The organism is Sphingobacteriaceae bacterium (genome assembly GCA_002319075.1).
In the GTDB taxonomy this organism is placed as follows: domain Bacteria; phylum Bacteroidota; class Bacteroidia; order B-17B0; family Aurantibacillaceae; genus Aurantibacillus.
Window position 1 is genome coordinate 3,776,623 of the sequence record NVQB01000001.1, and the last position, 15,763, is coordinate 3,792,385.

Below are 15,763 nucleotides of genomic sequence, written 5' to 3' on the forward strand. Positions count from 1 at the left end.
ATTCATGGAAGAATTAACCCACATACTCATTTTTAAAACTAACATCAGCACGACAGAAGATAAACTTCGTGTGAAAGAGGTCTTAAGCAATACAGCGTTTGTAAACGAGTGGAGTGTGGATTGTGAAGACATTGATTGTGTTCTGCGCATCGTGTCGTATGAACTCAGTGCAGAGCAAATAATTAATTTAATAAATCAGGCTGGCTTCGAATGCCGGGAGCTTGAATAACGCTGGGGCACAGCAAAGTTTATATAAGGATTAGTAAACAAAAACCAGTTTAAAAATAAATACATGGAAGAACAAAGTATAGAAGCAGATAAAAAAAAGAAAAAAGGCAAAATGCAGGTAGATAAGTTTACATCTTACCAGGTATTTGTTTTGGTGATACTGGCCTTAATACAGTTTACTATTATTCTCGACTTTATGATTTTATCGCCGCTCGGTGATATTTTGATGAAGACTTTAAAAATTACCGATGCCCAGTTTGGCTCTGTGGTGTCTGCTTACGCCCTTAGTGCCGGCGTATCCGGGCTCATTGCAGCGGGCTTTGCCGATAAATTCGATCGTAAAAAACTATTGCTGTTCTTTTATATAGGGTTTATAGCAGGAACCTTTTTCTGTGGGCTTGCCTATAATTATGAAACACTTTTACTGGCACGTATACTAACAGGTGTTTTTGGCGGAGTAGTTGGTTCTATTGGAATGGCGATCATTACCGATGTTTTTGTTATTAATCAACGGGGTAGGGTAATGGGCTTTGTACAGATGGGTTTTGCCGCAAGTCAGGTACTTGGTGTTCCTATCGGGTTAAAATTAGCAACTCACTGGGGCTGGCAATCCACTTTTTTTATGGTAGTTGCCCTCGCTTTTGTTATTGGAGCCGCTGTTGTTGCCAAGCTCAAACCTATCAACGAACATTTAAAAATTCAGCAGGATAAAAATGCTTTTGAGCACTTGTGGCATACCGTTAGAAAAAGAGATTACAGAATAGGATTTCTTGCCACGGCTTTATTATCCATGGGTGGTTTTATGATCATGCCTTTCAGTACAGCTTTCCTTGTAAACAATATTCATATAGCACAGGATGATCTGCCTATGATATTTTTGTATACAGGAATTGCCTCTATAATTATCATGCCTTTAATTGGAAGATTAAGCGACTCTATTGATAAATTTAAATTGTTTTCTATTGGTACGCTTGTGGCTGCGATAATGGTACTGGTTTACACAAATCTTGCGCCAGTGCCGCTATGGACTGTCATCCTTGTAAATGTAATTATGTTTATGGGTATTATGGGACGAATGGTTCCTTCAGTGGCCTTGAACTCAGCGATACCAGAGATGTACGACAGAGGAGCTTACATGAGCATCAATTCCTCCCTGCAACAAATGGCAGGTGGTTTTGGCGCTATCATTGCAGGGTTTGTAGTGCTGCGTCCTAGTCCAATCAGTCCGCTTCAGAATTTTGATATTCTTGGTTACATGATGGTGGGTGTGTTTTTGTTGTGTATGGTTTTTGTGTACCGCGTGAGCCAAATGATTAAAGCCCGGGAGTTAAAAGCGAAAGAAGCAGCTTAACAAATATGCCAGTAAAAAAAAAGGGATTCTTTTATAGAATCCCTTTTTTTTACAGAAGATGGTTTTAGACTATTTGGTTTTATCCGAGTTAAGTAATTTCACTCCTAAAATGCTTTCCAGCAAAGAAGCGTCTTTATTATTTCCACCATTCATATAAGTAGAAGGCAAAACGATTTTGGAAAGAGCTTCCGCCACACCTATTTTTGTTTCCTTTTCATATTGAGCGCGTTCCTGGGGCGTTAAACCTGCTGAAACCAGCCGTGAGTTAGCATAGGATTGTGCATCTGCATCCGTTTTTACTTTTTGAGCCTCAAGAATGGCGGTTTGTGCTTCAAGTTCAGCTACTTCTTTTTGCTGTTGTGCTTGCGTGATAGCTTGCGCTTTAATTACTTCCTGTTCCCATTTAGCTTTAGCTGCCGCAGCTTTCCCTTGCAACTCAGTAGTAATAGCATCCTGCTCTGCTTTTTTAGAATTCGCAATAGCTGTTTGCACTTGCATGTAAGCTTGTTGTTGTACCTTGATTTGTTTTTCTACCTCTTCATCATAATCAATAGCGTTGAGCGCAAGTCCCTGCAGGCTAACATTGTATTGCTTTATGGCCGAAACTTCCTGACGCATAGGCTGATGGTTTTGCTCTACGATTTTTACCACTGTGATCGTTTTATCGGTATTCATCAAATCATCATGAACCTTAATGTCTTCTTGTTTGGTTCTGTAAACACCATTAATGGATTGATCTTCGATGTAAGAAAGTAAATCGTTACGTTTTTCTGCGGAAGATTCTTTCGAAGACATTAGAGGTCCTGTCATATAAACTGCTTTGGTCACAACTTGTCTGATAAGCTGTTGTTCAATTGCTAACTGGGAGCCAAAGTCTGTGTGCAATTTAAGAATTGCCTTGTCATCCTGTGGCATATACCAGCGAACCGAGCCGGAAATAGTTCCATGACCGCCATCATTAAACCGGATCTTAATGGAATTATCTTCAGAGCCTCCTTCACGAGTTGGTTCCTTATTGGTTTCATCATGTTTATTACTAAACCAAAATTGATTAGATTTTTTATAATGTGTTGCTGTTCCAAAATTTTGCGCGGCCGGACCAGGTGTTGTGTAAATGGAAATTTTACCACTGAATGCACTCTGAATAATTACAATTTCAGAGTTATCTACATTCTCTACCATGCGTCCTGAGAACAACAGGAATATTAGAAACAAAACGCCAAATCCCAGCATCAGGATTTTTTTTGTGTTTAGGTTTGCAATCGCGATTTTCAATTTTTCGAACATTTTATTTTTATTCTTTAGGTTTATTTAATAAGTTATCGGCCTCTTCTTTTAGTTGTTCTGCAGTTTTATAATGAGCATTCACTTCTTTCTGAACTTCTTTTATTTCCTCTACCTGAACTTTTGCTTTTGTCATTTTTTCATCCAGTGTTTTTTCCTCTTTCGTAATAGGGTTTACAGTTTTATTTGTTTTTCGAAAAGATCCAAAAAAAGGTTTTCCCGCAATAAGGGGATAAAAAAATTCGGTTATAGACATCAGAACGATGCCCGCTAATGCGATTATCTCAAGTAGTCTCCACATGGTATTAAGTTTGTGTATTTATGGGTCTGTGTGTTTTCCGGCAGCTTGTATTTTTCTGCCATCCGGTGGATAAATGTACAAATGTTTTTTAGCATCACAAAAAATGGCTGATCCATGATTTTTAGACTGGTTCTAAAAAGAAAAATCCCGCTATGGAAGCAGGATAGATCATGTTACGAAACACCCAAATTACTAAATCGGTTTCATTTGCGTAGAAACACCAATTCTGTTCCAGGCATTAATTGTAATGATGGCCATACTAATTTCAGTCACTTTATTCGCCTCGAAAACGACAATGGCTTTCTCATAAGTTTCATCAGTCAAACCTTTCTGATTAATTAAAGTGATTTCTTCCGTCATGGCGAGAATAATTTTTTCTTCTTCTGAATACAAATCAGTTTCGTACAACAACAGAGTCAAGGTAGGTGATATCCGCCGCAGAAAGCGGAACATATGTCTGAATATGTTTTATAAAGCCGGGAAAAATTTTTGAAGCGTCCATTATTTGCTAGCTTCGTTTGCGTTCTGTTGCCTTTCTGCAAGTGTTTGTTGTAAAGCTTCTCTGGCTGTTTCTCTGATAGTTTCGTTTGTAAGAATTTTTTCCAGCTGCTCTGTACTTTTATGCTTATAGAGATTTTTATATTTATCTACCTCAATTTCTGTTTTTGTTCTTTTGTAATTAAAACTGTATTTTTCCTGCGACTTAGATTTTGAAATTTTGGGTAAATCTACATTTAGAAAAAGAAAAACAAGGAATAAATAAAAACAAGTAGGCTCAAAACTCAGGTTCATAGAACCTACATTCCAGCTTGTATTTACAGGCATGGCAACCACATCAATAAAATTAAAAATGGCCAGGAAAAAGGTAATTACAAGACTGTATTTGTAAAACGAACGAAGCGCGAAGTAGATGATAAAATTAATACAAACCGCTGCAAAAGCATAATAATGGCGGGTTGTAAGCGAAAAAAGATAAGAGCTTCCTTCAGATTCAATAATTCCTTGCCAAGATTGCACAAGCAGCTGAATACAAAGGAATAAAAGTAGAATAAGTGGAACAAGTAATTTGTGTTTACCGTAAAGTTCTTTAAAACTGGCCATTGTAAAAATTAAAATGCTATTCTCTGAACTTAATTAAAATATGTCTCACCGTATAAGCGGTTGCCGTTTTTTCAATCACTTGTAAAAAATGATAGCCGTAAATGGTGCGAAAAGGTTGTGAGATCATTCCTGCATCTAGTTTCACTACTTCGTTATCAAACTCAGGTACTAATCTTCCATATGGGATATTCAAAAGCATTCCTCCTCTGAAATTAGTTCCGGGATCTTCAGAGTTGGTTAAAGCGAGTTTAGAAATATCGCTGCCATTTTTTACAAGTGTGTAAAGCGAATCAACAATTCTCCTGGCTTGCGCTTCTGTTCTGTTAATGGGTCGTGGTTGTGCGGAAAGTAAACCAACTGAAAAAATAAAAAAGGCGATAAGAAATTTCATGAGCTTGACGAAAGAGTGTAACTTGTTTTTCTTGTGTTACTAAAGTACTCTTTTTTACAAATGCAATCACTATCCAAATGTGAAAAATACTCAAAGTTTTTTCAAGTAATCGAGTAGTTCTTTCTTATCTTCTCCGGATAGAGTCCAATGAACGCCCGTTTCGGCAAGACTTCCATCGCTCTTCAGGTCTTTGTCTAAAAAGCGATAAAAGAGTGAATCTGTGTAAGGAACCGTGTGTTTTTTGGGATCGCTTAAGCTTGACCATTTTACACTACAGTTTTTATTTCTCTCTCCTTGTTTACCATGACACCCCTGGCAGGATTTTACAAAAGTGATTTGAGAATGTTCTTTGTCAAGTAATTTTTTGCCGTGCTTATTTTTGCCTGTTCTATAAATGGTTGCGCCATCTGAAAGGTAAATCTCTTTTGAACAACTAAACAGCAGTACTAAGCTTAGTATAAAAAGTACTTTCATTTTTTAAGGAGAGCTACTATGCATAAAAGGAAGGAAAGTACTGAAGAGAAAGTGCGCCAGTGATGTAAATTGTTCCAGCTAGATTCAAATTTTTCGCGCATAATTTTTATGTCATTTTCAGAAGCGGTAACACTATTAAATTGATCAAGCGTAGTGTTTAAGGGTACATTTCCCAATAAAGTAATTCCCATTACTCCAATGATATAGACGAGTGTTGCCGAAAGAAGAAAATAAAAAGAAGTACCTGGTCCGTTTTTAAAACTAAAATAACTCGCCACAGGCAGAAGCACGAGGCTACCCATAAAACTTGTAAAAAAATAAGGATTTAAAATGGCCCGGTTTATGGATTGAAAAGCCTGCAGGTATTCCTTATCCTGTAAGTTTCCCAAACCAGTAATAACAGAACAATCATAGCCATAAAATAATCCAGCCACTAGTCCGGTTAAAAGGATGGCAAAAATTAGCAGAGTAGTTGAAAGAGTCATAGTTTTTTTTATAACCCAAAATTAGAGACAGTCTTGTAAGTAAAATTGTACAAATCCGACAAAAGATTACTTTTCTTTCGGGGATTTAAATGCAGAGGGTTTTTTGCCGGTAAACTTTTTAAAGCTCCGTATAAAATGGGATTGATCTGCATAACCACCGTCAAAAACAATCTCAGAAAGACTCGTAAAGGCCTTGTCTGAGAGTTGATTGAAAGACGATTGAAATTGTATGATGGTGGCAAACTGTTTGGGTGACAATCCAATGTATGCTAAAAAATGTCTTTGTAAGGTTCTTTCTGTAGTATGAAGATTATTACACAAAGACTTTATGGTAATTTTCCCCTGGCTGTTTAAAATAAGATTTACGGCCAGTTGAATTTTCTGTTGTGTATGATCAAGGCTTTCTATTATCCGTGCAGAAAGGAATGCGGCGATCTGGTTTTTTTGTTCCTCGGAATCGGTTGTCGCCGCTAATTTTTTTGCAATAGCATTTACTTGGCTACTCACCTGGCTCAAATCATAACACTCATCATTTAATTCTTTTGGATTTACTCCAAACAAAATTTTTACAGCGAACGGATATAATTGAAAAATAATAAGTTTGTAGGACCCTTCAATTTCTATTTCAATAGGATGAACCGTTTGACCGTAAATAAAAAAATCACTGAGCTTTTTATTTTTCGGAAAAAGACAGGCCCCCTTTTTCGTTTTTAAGAAAACAATTCCTGGGTAGCCATCTGCAAAGAAAGGCAGGAGTGTTTTTTTAGTTTGCAGAACCTGCTCTTCCAGCACAATAACATCCTTTACATAAAGGTCAAGATGGTGTGTTTTAATAAAACTTTGTATCCCCATAATTTAAAGGAAGTAATACTTCAAGGTAGAAAGTTAAAAGTAATTTGAAAAGAATCGTTGTCTGATGGAAATTATTTTATGCGCTTACAAAAGTTTTGCAGCATCTGAAAATCTGTTAGAGATTTTTTTACACTAGTGAGGATGCATATTTTAAAGAAGATGTTTCCTTAGGTCTCTTATTGAAAGTCCTTCCAAGGTGGTCTTCAATTTTTTTAACGACCTCGTCCGTTTCCTGTGAAGAAGCATTTTTTCCAAACCTGAAAATTTTGTTCTCTGTTTCTAGCTCAATGCATGCGTTTTTCACAAGAATAATCGGTTCTTTTTTTGGATTCTCGATAATTTTAGAATCTTTAATTTCTAAAAACCCTATAGTGTAAACATCACGCAATAAGAACTCATGCTTAACTTCATTAAAAAAACTCTTATGCACAATGGTGATCTTGCTATAACTGACAATGATCTTTTCGGTAAAAAGAAATTTTTCGAAATACCGCTTTGAAACGAAAAGTGCGGCGAAAAAAAATGCGGAGATTAAAAGGCCAACAAGTAGAGTACTAGTAGAAAAAGTGATCGCAAGATACATGAGAGCGGAAACAGTACTAAAAAGGAGTAACAACTGAAGAATAAAACCAAATTTAAAAACAGGTTTTATCCTGGCTTGAAGTGTTATCGCGAGTGTGGCCATGCTTAGTAGGGGCTAACTATGGGTTTGGGTACTGTTTAAGAGGCTTGAAGGTAGAAAACGCTTTTAGTAAAAGCAAATACAAGTACAATTTATTTTCCTAAAAGGAATTAGTTTTAGAACTTAATTAAATTTTACAAATGAAACGTTAGTTTTAATAAACTACCAAAACCATTTTTTAGCCAGGATATTTCTTTTTTTATAGTGCAGCTCAAGTGTGTCGTTATTTTGTATTCCTTTTATATGGAGGATTTCACGGTTTAACTTATAAGTGCCTTTTAAAACGGATAGACTATCAATGATGTCTTTTTCATCGCCGGCTCCACCTTTGTTGATGTAAATAGTTAGTGAATCGTTTTTGGGACTAAGTCCCACTATAAAGGCATCGGTTTTGTCGTTGAATCTTCTTAAAACATTCCACCTGCTTTGTTTCTCAATATAAAGATCTTTGTAATAAACACTGTCGTTTGAGGGCTTGTGAATGACACCATTTTTCCTCATTTTTTCAAGTGTGTAAACACCAACAAGACCGGCATATTTGCGTTGGTATTCTGTTTTGAAAAAGTTTTGTTTTACATTGACTAAGAGAATTAAAACGGCTAAAACAATCACCGACCATTTTGATGTTTTAATTATCACCCTGGTGTTAGAACTTAACTGAATGCCTGGTGAAAAATTGAGTGACCTGAAAAATTGCAGGATACGTTCTTTCTGACTGTAAACCAGGTAAGCGTTGCACGCTAGCAAAACTGTAGCGGCAGGAAAAGTAACTCCTCCAATTTTAAAAAATAAATTGAGAATAAAAACCTGTGCAGTAACCGGAAGTAATATAAGCGAGGCCAGGTAATAGGTTCTTCTGTGAAGAAGTAATACGCCTGGTATAAATTCCATGATGCCTGCAAAAAGTTCTTGCCACTTGTTTTTTCCAAAATAATACCAGGCTAGTTCAAACTCAGAAACGTCAGTTAATCTGGAGTCCAAAGCAAATAACTGGTAATCAAAAAAAGTACCAAAGAGCTTGGGAATTCCGTAAAAGATCATAAAGAGTCCAAGGATATTTCTTTGTGTTCCAATATTTAGGTAGTCAATTTCTGATGTTTTATTTTTTTTCCGGAGACTTCTGACAACGAAAAAACAAAGACAGAATGTCCCGGTTAATATACTTGCGAAAGCAGACAATAGAACTAATTCGTCGTCGAAACCAGCTGAGGCAAAGGTGAGAAATGCCAGCAACAAAGTAATAGCAAAAAAGCTGATGACAGCTCCGAGGTTTTGTTCCTTTTTGTTTAACATCGTTTTGGTGTTTAATGAATGATGAGAAAGGGACTTGCTTAATTTGTGTAAAGCCTGATCAAGATAGTATTTACCGACAGAAATACAAAATCGCATTGTGTTAAGGGATTTTTAAAACACATGCTAAAAATAAAAAGATCTCTGCACGTCAGACCAACATTAGCGCAAGTAGCAATTTACCGGTAGATCTGTTTAAGGTTTTCTACAGCTATTTTAACTGCTTTATTTATTTCCCCCTTCACCAAAATAATTTCCCCCTTAAGATTTCCAGATCATTTAAGTTCTGAGAGTATTAATTTTTTTTGTTTAAATGTATTTGTCATTGCCTTTTCTCTCACATTAGGATCACTGCTATTAATAAGGTTGAAATATTCTACTGGAACAACCTGCCACGATAAACCATATTTGTCTTTACACCACCCACAAGAACCTTCCTCTCCACCGTTTGCGGTCAAAGCATCCCAATAATAATCTACTTCTGCCTGGTCTTTACAATTAACAACAAACGAGATGGCTTCACTAAATTTGAACAATGGACCTGCAGCCAAAATACTGAATTCTATACCGGCAATTTCTATATTCGCCGTTTCAAATGTCTGCCCTCCTGCCTCTGGGGGATTCTTAAATTGGTGATAGTCTTTCAGTTTGCCATCTTTGAAAATAGAAAGGTAATAATCTGTTACTGCTTTTGCATCTTTGTCTACCCAAAGACAAGGAGTTATTTTTTGCGGGATTATATCAGTCTTTTTTTCTAAAGTTGGGTTGGAAACTGTATCCATGTTATTTTTTTGGTGGGAATTCTGCAGAGAATCTCCACAACCCATTAGAATCAATACCACTAGCGCGGTCGAAAAATTAAGTTTACACTTTTTCATGGCGTTATTTATTTAATGATTTGTAGTACCTAAGGGCGGCTGTGAAAAAATACATTTATCACAATTTTGCACATAATGCTTTACGTAAAAATAGGAAAATAAATAAAATTGATAGGAGTTTACAAAGAAATTTCGTCAAGTGCATGATTGCGAAAAACTTCAAAATTTATGGGACAAAAAATCTATCTTTTTGTTTTTTTATTTTTTCGAATCGAACTTTTCACAAACTTGCCCACCTGTTTTCCAGCAACTGCAAAAGTATCACCAATACGAAGACCGCCGGTAGGATCGGCTACAACCCCTTCACCCCTCATATTCCGGAAGAATAGTTTTGCCAGTATTTTATTTGGTTCTGCAATCCTGATCAAATACACTTCACCACTAAGAAATGCACTGGGAGTTTCGTCATCTGTATCGAAACCAGCATGCAGCTTCGTTGGACGCACTATAAAGCAATAGTATGTTGCTAAAGAATCCAGTTCGGTATATTTATAGAAGAGCGTTTTAAATCTTCTTTCAAACCAAAATGTTCTTTTTTCAGTCCAGTTCGCTTCCCATTTTGCACCGCCGCCTTTTTTGTTTTCCTCAAACCTTTGTTTCATCTTCGCTACAAATTCGTTTTCATTGCCGTAACCAGCAACTTTAAGACTATCAAAATCTATTTTAACCGCGATGCTTGTCTGATCGCTAAGGCTATTGAAATCGCCGTATACAAGGCCAACGTTTTTTTGCGCATGACTGAGCGTACAGAGGAATGACACTACAAGAACTAGAAATTTTTTCATTTTGTATTTGGGTAATATTAAGGATATGAAAATACTAAATCTTTGTTGGATGTATACCGTTTTTTTTAAATCGTTTATTGCATTTTCTTTTTATGGGTTCCTGCTATGTTATGCAGTTTCATTTATGCCAGCATCTAAGCAAATAAGTTTTTTCTTTTATATGGGTAAGCTTTAATTCTAAAAAATTTTTTTCTGGTTTGTATGTCATTTGGTATTTAAAGTTCATAAAGTAAGGAATAGTCGAACTTGTTGGAGTGAATGAATTACTAATAAGAGTCAATGTGTCTAGCGTAATCTGCCATCTGTAATTTTCTGTTCTGTTATTTGGAAATTTTAGAACTGCCGTATTATTATTGTTGAAATTTATTATCGGACAAGCATTACAAAGCAATCCATATCTGCTATTAATAGTCCATTCGCCAATTAAACCAGTTGTATGATTGTCGGAGGTTAGCGTTTTGTTTTCTGAGGTTTGATTTTTTGAGCCGCAAGCCACTAAAATAAAAATTATCAGAAGTCCGTATAGTATTTTGCTCCACATTTTATTGACTATCGAAATGTTTTGTTTAAAAGAAGGCCTCCAGCACTTGCCGCTAAAGGCAGACTGTAAAAAAGTATGTTTGTTCCCAATTTGTCGTTATCTTATTTGATATAAAAATAGAAAATTAAGCGAAGTCTCCGTTTTGGTTTGACTATAGCGGCAGTAGTATTTATTTGTCAGTGGTACAATCATTCTTATACCAAAAACTTACCGGACAGATCTCATTGCAATGTCGTACAATGTTAATATACTTTAGTCTGCCTTTACTGTCAAAACTGAAGTCAATGTTACGGTAGCAATCTTTTGGTCCGAAAGTTATTCTAGAACTGTAAATTGTCGTCTCTTCAATTCGTCTGTAAATTTGAACTAGGTCCTTTTCGCTCTTAATGTTGGCCGTTTTCGAAATACTGTCCATAAGAATCCATGTATCACCTCCTACAGAAAAATAGAGTGAATCGGGCTTTAAATTTTTTGGTAAATCAAGTTTTTGACTACAAGTCTTTAACCAGTAATATGTTTCTTCGGTCGCAGTTTTCCTCACTTCAATTGGTGGAGGATCATATCTGTCAAATGCGTTAAGTTGAGCGAAAGTGGATTCACTTAACACAAAAAAAAGTAAAGTCAGTCGAATCATAATGTTACTGCTAACTTATGGCCTTGTGCTAATTTTTTACTGTCACAAGTTCGGGTGTCGGCCGTAAAGCTAAAATAATACAACAAACCGAAATACGCAATGGCAAAAAATATAAAAACGCGAAGCGGCAAAACTATGATCGCCTTTGCGCAACCGAATGTCTGTCCGCATAAGGCCTATTTGCTGTTATGCAGCGTTGTGAACGTATTGCTTTATTGAGTTTAGGTCCTTTTGTTTATGTGTCTTTTCGTCTTCAATGTCAAAGTCGTCTTGGAGTCCAAGCCAGAATTTGGCAGAATTGCCAAAAAATTTTGAAAGTCTTAAAGCCGTGTCCGCAGTGATTCGCCTGTTACCTTTGACAATTTCTGAAATGCGGGTCTGTGGAATTGAGATTTCTTTTGAAAGTCTATAAGCGGTAATCTCAAGTGGAATCAAAAATTCTTCTAATAAGATTTCACCAGGGTGAATGTTTTTCAATTTCTTCATTGTCTAGGGTTTTAATGATAGTCTATTAGTTCAACGTTAAATGCATTGCCGTTTGTCCATTGAAAAATCAAGCGCCATTGATCGTTTACCCGAATCGAATAAAAGTCCTTGCGATTGCCTTTGAGTTTTTCAAGTCTGTTCGAAGGTGGAATCATTAGATCCTTTATGTCGATAGAGTTATTGAGCATTCTTAACTTTCTTCGGATAGTTTCTTGAATGTCTTTCGAAAAACCTTTCACCCATTCACCGTCCCAGATTTTTTGGGTTGTCTTGTCGCCAAATGAAACAATCATACTACGTTTTTACGTTACTAACGTCAAAGGTAAGTATTTGTCGAGATGTTTGCAAATTTAATTTTTGTGAGAAATTTGGGCCGGTTGTCCGTCTACACAATGCCGCATAACTACCAGCTTACCACCACAAAGCCATTTGCTATCCTTGGTAATTAATTAAAAGAGCGTTATTTCAAAATCAGTTTACCAGTGCCTGTTTCTTTAGCAGCGGAAGTGATTTTATAAACATAAATACCGCGTTCTTTTGTTGAAAGATCAAGTGTGTAGGACTCTTCAGAAATTACTTTAGCTAAGATTTGTTTTCCGGTAATGTCAAAAATTTCCAGCATATTGCCTTTTTGTAAAGCGCTAAAAGTAAAAACATCGTGACTCGGATTTGGAAAAACAGAAACTTTCGGATCTGCATTTGCTTGTTGTATTCCTACAGCATCTGTAGCGGTGTAAAATTTCCAGGTGTTCGACCAGTCGCTGGTATGTCCGCCATTATTGACTTTCACGCGCCAGAATACTTTCTGTGTCATGTGCAGTAAACTCGGATTTAAATAATAGGAATTGTTTCCGGTCTCAATAGTTTTAAGTAGAGTCACAAAGTTAGTATCTTCTGAAACCTGCAAAGTATATATGATGCCATCTGATTTCGCCGCCCATTTTAATAATAGCTGGGCATTAAAAGGAATATTCACGGCATTGTTTGCAGGGGTGTTCAAAGTAGGTTTAGTTGGAACCGTATCGTTAGATCCAATGGCAGTGATAAACATTTCGTGCTTCACATTGGGACGATCGTTTGCATTTCTTGGTGCGCTTACAATCGTATCTGCAATATTTATTCCGGAAATTACACGTCCATAAGCAGAATAGTTTCCGTTAAGCGAAGCATAAGGCGCAACGCAAATGAAAAACTGGGAATTCGCTGAATTGGTGTCCGTATCGCGGGCTGCGGAAAGAGTTCCACGAACATGCTTAGCGGCTGTAAATTCGGCATTTACATTCGGCTGGTTAGGCTGACCTTGTCCCCAGGTGTTTACGTTCCCATGACGAGAGTTGGGGTCCCCACCCTGAATCATAAATCCCGGAATTACACGGTGAAAGGCGGTTGTATCAAAAAAATGTACACTTACTAAACTGTCAAAATTACGGGTGTGATGGTAGGCTATGTTGGGAAACAATTCAACCTTAATTGATCCGATGAAAACACCTCCACGCTTCACGTCAATTTTATACATGGGTTTGCCGGTATAGGTTACCTGAGCCTCCAGGGAAGTTAAACCTGCAATAATACCTATAAGGAAAAAAGTAATTTTTTTCATGAGCTTTAAAATTTTTTACTTAAACGAATATAATGATTTAATAGGGTATATATGCATTGGACAAGCTGTCTACTGGCATAAAGTTTTCTTACATTTATTAAAAACGCTATGAGTTCTGCATTTGTAAAAGAGGGGGATGATATGTGGTTACACGATATTGCTCCCACAATCGATGCCCTGGTAAATTACCTCACACGTGAAAATGGAGGTTTACGCATCACTGAAAAAGATAGTTTTTTTGATAAAGAAAAGCAATCACAAATTCATAAGATGAGCGACGGCTTTTCTTATACTATTAAAGAGAATAAATGGGTTGGAGTTGACTAATCTCGACTACGCTCGATTTGACAAGCCCACTACTTTCGGATTATGATCGCCGTTCAATCTCGCTGCGCTCGATTTGACATGTTCACTATTTTCGGATTATGATCGACGCTCAATCTCGCGACTACGCTCGATTTGACAAGCCCACTATTTTCGGATTATGATCGAAGTTCAATCTCGCTACCTCGCTCGATTTGACAAGCTCACTATTTTCAGATTATGATCGCCTTTCAATCTGGCTGCGCTCGATTTGACATGTTCACTAGGTTCGGATTATGATCGCCGTTCAATCTCGCTACTACGCTCGATTTGACAAGCCCACTACTTTCGGATTATGATCGCCGTTCAATCTCGCTGCGCTCGATTTGACATGTTCACTATTTTCGGATTATGATCGACGCTCAATCTCGCGACTACGCTCGATTTGACAAGCCCACTATTTTCGGATTATGATCGAAGTTCAATCTCGCTACCTCGCTCGATTTGACAAGCTCACTATTTTCAGATTATGATCGACGTTCCATCTCGCTGCGCTCGATTTGACATGTTCACTATTTTCGGATTATGATCGCCTTTCAATCTGGCTGCGCTCGATTTGACAAGCCCACTATTTTCGGAAGTGGCCCGAAGTTTAATCTCGCTGCTACGCTCGATTTGACATGTTTACTATTTTCGGAAGTGGCCCGAAGTTCAATCTCGCTGCTACGCTCGGTTTGACAATTTCACGATCTCCGGCCTTATGTCAGATCGAGCGTAGTCGAGATCGTCCAGGCTTCCTTAGTCCCGATATCTGATTTACCATTCATTTTTAAATAAGTAAAGAGTTGATAGCGGTATGCAGCCAGCCACTTAATAGGAGCATTAATTATTGCAGTACCAAGAACCATTTTTTCTTTGGATGGCAACTCCACTTCCTTTTTAAACAGATCTTCTTCTGAGATCATATTCATATACATCACAATGTCTTCCATTTGTTTATCTAGAAAGTCTTTGAAGTTTTCGCGCGTCAGTGTTTTGCGATGTTCACGGATTTTCACCCACTCTTCCGGCGTTAAATCATTTTTCACAAACCAACGCATCATGGTGGCGCCAATACCCGACAAGTATTGCATCAATTCTAAAGTACTGCGCATTTTTTCTGCAGGACGAAAACTCAGATCACGTTCCTCAATGAGCGGAGCCATTTGTTTCAATAAAAAAATCTCTCTTTGAAGATTTTGCAAAAGTTGTTGTTTATACATGGAAAATATATTTTACCGGAAAATTACATATTAAAGCAGACTTTTTTACAGTCTCTAAGTAACCTTCTTATATTTTGAATTTAATTATATTTGACTACTTGAGAATCTATGAATCCTAACTTGAAGCCAGAAGAACGCGACCTTACCAAGCTTGTGACCTATTTTAAAAAGCGAGCTGAGATACTTATTATCGAAAACCGTTTGGATGATGAATACAAACAAATGCTGGAAGTTTGTGATAAGCTCACCGAACAGTTGGATATGCATGCAAAGAACCGGGAAGAAGTGCGCTCGGAACGTGAACTTTTAAAAGGCATGATAAAAGACAATGCACAGTGTCCGAAATGTTTTAGCAATGCAAATTTGAAAGTGATTGGCACGGAAGCAAATGAAAAAGGCTGGAAAAGCAATAAATACAAGTGTCGCCGTTGTAACATTACTTTTGTGTGGAATGCACCGAACAATCCCTGGGACATGATTCCTTATGTGGAAAATTTTATTTCGCAAATGGAATTAAAATTAAAAGTTGCCCGGAACTCAGAAGAATCTGCTGATACAGAACTGGAAAGCACTTCGGCGGCTCTTGAACAAATGAAGGTAAATCTCGAAAAACTAAAACCTGTAGTAGAAGCTTCTGATCTTTCCTTAAAAGAATTGGAAGAGCGCGAAATTCATATGGCGGAGATGGTTCATAAATTCCGGAAGCATTTGATGATCGAGAAAATAAGGATGGAGAACTGAGCTGCTATTAGAGGCAAGACGCTGATTCCGCAGATAACGCAGATTTTAAAGTCATTCGTTCCAGATAAAAAATGCGTAGGATACGAAATTTATC

General features: G+C 37.1%; 22 protein-coding genes. 4 read left to right on the forward strand and 18 right to left on the reverse strand.

What is annotated here, in order from left to right; all coding sequences use genetic code 11:
• Window positions 1-4: 4 nt before the first annotated feature.
• On the forward strand, window positions 5-229 hold the full coding sequence (locus CNR22_16295) for a hypothetical protein (GenBank protein ID PBQ33268.1): 225 nt from the start codon (window positions 5-7) through the stop codon (window positions 227-229).
• A gap of 111 nt (window positions 230-340) precedes the next feature.
• Window positions 341-1,579, forward strand: a complete 1,239-nt coding sequence (locus CNR22_16300; protein PBQ34930.1) for an MFS transporter — start codon at window positions 341-343, stop codon at window positions 1,577-1,579.
• A gap of 69 nt (window positions 1,580-1,648) precedes the next feature.
• Here the strand turns inward: CNR22_16300 and CNR22_16305 are convergent, their stop codons facing one another.
• The 17 genes from CNR22_16305 to CNR22_16385 form a co-directional block, all read right to left on the reverse strand.
• Entirely contained in the window at window positions 1,649-2,866 is a 1,218-nt protein-coding gene (locus tag CNR22_16305; protein PBQ33269.1) for a hypothetical protein, read from the reverse strand.
• Between the two features lie 7 nt (window positions 2,867-2,873).
• The gene (locus CNR22_16310; protein PBQ33270.1) at window positions 2,874-3,119 is read right to left on the reverse strand and encodes a hypothetical protein; all 246 of its coding nucleotides are present in this window, start codon (window positions 3,117-3,119) and stop codon (window positions 2,874-2,876) included.
• 237 nt (window positions 3,120-3,356) lie between these two features.
• Window positions 3,357-3,617, reverse strand: a complete 261-nt coding sequence (locus tag CNR22_16315; GenBank protein ID PBQ33271.1) for a hypothetical protein — start codon at window positions 3,615-3,617, stop codon at window positions 3,357-3,359.
• A gap of 48 nt (window positions 3,618-3,665) precedes the next feature.
• Window positions 3,666-4,265 carry a hypothetical protein gene (locus CNR22_16320; GenBank protein ID PBQ33272.1) on the reverse strand — a complete coding sequence of 200 codons (600 nt, stop codon included), beginning with the start codon at window positions 4,263-4,265 and terminating at the stop codon, window positions 3,666-3,668.
• Window positions 4,266-4,281: 16 nt separating this feature from the next.
• Complete coding sequence (locus tag CNR22_16325; GenBank protein PBQ33273.1) at window positions 4,282-4,656, reverse strand: hypothetical protein; 375 nt, start codon at window positions 4,654-4,656, stop codon at window positions 4,282-4,284.
• A gap of 90 nt (window positions 4,657-4,746) precedes the next feature.
• On the reverse strand, window positions 4,747-5,130 hold the full coding sequence (locus CNR22_16330) for a hypothetical protein (GenBank protein PBQ33274.1): 384 nt from the start codon (window positions 5,128-5,130) through the stop codon (window positions 4,747-4,749).
• The gene (locus CNR22_16335; GenBank protein PBQ33275.1) at window positions 5,127-5,615 is read right to left on the reverse strand and encodes a hypothetical protein; all 489 of its coding nucleotides are present in this window, start codon (window positions 5,613-5,615) and stop codon (window positions 5,127-5,129) included. The genes CNR22_16330 and CNR22_16335 overlap by 4 nt, the downstream gene beginning before the upstream one ends.
• Window positions 5,616-5,681: 66 nt before the next feature.
• Window positions 5,682-6,467: an AraC family transcriptional regulator gene (locus CNR22_16340; GenBank protein PBQ33276.1), complete on the reverse strand. Its 786-nt coding sequence runs from the start codon at window positions 6,465-6,467 to the stop codon at window positions 5,682-5,684.
• A gap of 127 nt (window positions 6,468-6,594) precedes the next feature.
• Window positions 6,595-7,152, reverse strand: coding sequence for a hypothetical protein (locus CNR22_16345; protein PBQ33277.1), 558 nt, complete (start codon window positions 7,150-7,152; stop codon window positions 6,595-6,597).
• Window positions 7,153-7,311: 159 nt separating this feature from the next.
• Complete coding sequence (locus tag CNR22_16350; GenBank protein ID PBQ33278.1) at window positions 7,312-8,538, reverse strand: hypothetical protein; 1,227 nt, start codon at window positions 8,536-8,538, stop codon at window positions 7,312-7,314.
• Between the two features lie 176 nt (window positions 8,539-8,714).
• The gene (locus CNR22_16355) at window positions 8,715-9,317 is read right to left on the reverse strand and encodes a hypothetical protein (GenBank protein ID PBQ33279.1); all 603 of its coding nucleotides are present in this window, start codon (window positions 9,315-9,317) and stop codon (window positions 8,715-8,717) included.
• 182 nt (window positions 9,318-9,499) lie between these two features.
• Complete coding sequence (locus tag CNR22_16360) at window positions 9,500-10,102, reverse strand: hypothetical protein (protein PBQ33280.1); 603 nt, start codon at window positions 10,100-10,102, stop codon at window positions 9,500-9,502.
• Between the two features lie 118 nt (window positions 10,103-10,220).
• Complete coding sequence (locus CNR22_16365) at window positions 10,221-10,643, reverse strand: hypothetical protein (protein ID PBQ33281.1); 423 nt, start codon at window positions 10,641-10,643, stop codon at window positions 10,221-10,223.
• A gap of 169 nt (window positions 10,644-10,812) precedes the next feature.
• Window positions 10,813-11,277 carry a hypothetical protein gene (locus CNR22_16370; GenBank protein PBQ33282.1) on the reverse strand — a complete coding sequence of 155 codons (465 nt, stop codon included), beginning with the start codon at window positions 11,275-11,277 and terminating at the stop codon, window positions 10,813-10,815.
• Between the two features lie 186 nt (window positions 11,278-11,463).
• On the reverse strand, window positions 11,464-11,763 hold the full coding sequence (gene higA / locus CNR22_16375; protein ID PBQ33283.1) for an addiction module antidote protein, HigA family: 300 nt from the start codon (window positions 11,761-11,763) through the stop codon (window positions 11,464-11,466).
• Window positions 11,764-11,774: 11 nt separating this feature from the next.
• Entirely contained in the window at window positions 11,775-12,056 is a 282-nt protein-coding gene (locus tag CNR22_16380) for a plasmid maintenance system killer family protein (protein PBQ33284.1), read from the reverse strand.
• 167 nt (window positions 12,057-12,223) lie between these two features.
• On the reverse strand, window positions 12,224-13,363 hold the full coding sequence (locus tag CNR22_16385; protein ID PBQ33285.1) for a hypothetical protein: 1,140 nt from the start codon (window positions 13,361-13,363) through the stop codon (window positions 12,224-12,226).
• Between the two features lie 108 nt (window positions 13,364-13,471).
• Between CNR22_16385 and CNR22_16390 the strand changes: the two genes are divergently transcribed.
• The gene (locus CNR22_16390; GenBank protein PBQ33286.1) at window positions 13,472-13,690 is read left to right on the forward strand and encodes a hypothetical protein; all 219 of its coding nucleotides are present in this window, start codon (window positions 13,472-13,474) and stop codon (window positions 13,688-13,690) included.
• Window positions 13,691-14,424: 734 nt separating this feature from the next.
• Here CNR22_16390 and CNR22_16395 read toward each other — a convergent pair.
• On the reverse strand, window positions 14,425-14,928 hold the full coding sequence (locus CNR22_16395; GenBank protein PBQ33287.1) for a hypothetical protein: 504 nt from the start codon (window positions 14,926-14,928) through the stop codon (window positions 14,425-14,427).
• A gap of 108 nt (window positions 14,929-15,036) precedes the next feature.
• On the opposite strand from CNR22_16395, the gene CNR22_16400 reads away from it, so the two are divergent.
• Window positions 15,037-15,669, forward strand: coding sequence for a hypothetical protein (locus CNR22_16400; protein ID PBQ33288.1), 633 nt, complete (start codon window positions 15,037-15,039; stop codon window positions 15,667-15,669).
• The last annotated feature ends 94 nt before the right edge of the window (window positions 15,670-15,763 follow it).

Bases quoted from the DNA above. Each gene is read 5' to 3' on its own strand.
- CNR22_16370 (PBQ33282.1), bottom strand. From the start codon at position 11,277: ATGATTCGACTGACTTTACTTTTTTTTGTGTTAAGTGAATCCACTTTC.
- CNR22_16330 (PBQ33274.1), bottom strand. From the start codon at position 5,130: ATGAAAGTACTTTTTATACTAAGCTTAGTACTGCTGTTTAGTTGTTCA.
- CNR22_16365 (PBQ33281.1), bottom strand. From the start codon at position 10,643: ATGTGGAGCAAAATACTATACGGACTTCTGATAATTTTTATTTTAGTG.
- CNR22_16300 (PBQ34930.1), top strand. From the start codon at position 341: ATGCAGGTAGATAAGTTTACATCTTACCAGGTATTTGTTTTGGTGATA.
- CNR22_16320 (PBQ33272.1), bottom strand. From the start codon at position 4,265: ATGGCCAGTTTTAAAGAACTTTACGGTAAACACAAATTACTTGTTCCA.
- CNR22_16345 (PBQ33277.1), bottom strand. From the start codon at position 7,152: ATGGCCACACTCGCGATAACACTTCAAGCCAGGATAAAACCTGTTTTT.
- CNR22_16390 (PBQ33286.1), top strand. From the start codon at position 13,472: ATGAGTTCTGCATTTGTAAAAGAGGGGGATGATATGTGGTTACACGAT.
- CNR22_16315 (PBQ33271.1), bottom strand. From the start codon at position 3,617: ATGTTCCGCTTTCTGCGGCGGATATCACCTACCTTGACTCTGTTGTTG.
- CNR22_16295 (PBQ33268.1), top strand. From the start codon at position 5: ATGGAAGAATTAACCCACATACTCATTTTTAAAACTAACATCAGCACG.
- CNR22_16380 (PBQ33284.1), bottom strand. From the start codon at position 12,056: ATGATTGTTTCATTTGGCGACAAGACAACCCAAAAAATCTGGGACGGT.
- CNR22_16350 (PBQ33278.1), bottom strand. From the start codon at position 8,538: ATGCGATTTTGTATTTCTGTCGGTAAATACTATCTTGATCAGGCTTTA.
- CNR22_16310 (PBQ33270.1), bottom strand. From the start codon at position 3,119: ATGTCTATAACCGAATTTTTTTATCCCCTTATTGCGGGAAAACCTTTT.
- higA (PBQ33283.1), bottom strand. From the start codon at position 11,763: ATGAAGAAATTGAAAAACATTCACCCTGGTGAAATCTTATTAGAAGAA.
- CNR22_16360 (PBQ33280.1), bottom strand. From the start codon at position 10,102: ATGAAAAAATTTCTAGTTCTTGTAGTGTCATTCCTCTGTACGCTCAGT.
- CNR22_16325 (PBQ33273.1), bottom strand. From the start codon at position 4,656: ATGAAATTTCTTATCGCCTTTTTTATTTTTTCAGTTGGTTTACTTTCC.
- CNR22_16395 (PBQ33287.1), bottom strand. From the start codon at position 14,928: ATGTATAAACAACAACTTTTGCAAAATCTTCAAAGAGAGATTTTTTTA.
- CNR22_16305 (PBQ33269.1), bottom strand. From the start codon at position 2,866: ATGTTCGAAAAATTGAAAATCGCGATTGCAAACCTAAACACAAAAAAA.
- CNR22_16355 (PBQ33279.1), bottom strand. From the start codon at position 9,317: ATGAAAAAGTGTAAACTTAATTTTTCGACCGCGCTAGTGGTATTGATT.
- CNR22_16385 (PBQ33285.1), bottom strand. From the start codon at position 13,363: ATGAAAAAAATTACTTTTTTCCTTATAGGTATTATTGCAGGTTTAACT.
- CNR22_16340 (PBQ33276.1), bottom strand. From the start codon at position 6,467: ATGGGGATACAAAGTTTTATTAAAACACACCATCTTGACCTTTATGTA.
- CNR22_16400 (PBQ33288.1), top strand. From the start codon at position 15,037: ATGAATCCTAACTTGAAGCCAGAAGAACGCGACCTTACCAAGCTTGTG.
- CNR22_16335 (PBQ33275.1), bottom strand. From the start codon at position 5,615: ATGACTCTTTCAACTACTCTGCTAATTTTTGCCATCCTTTTAACCGGA.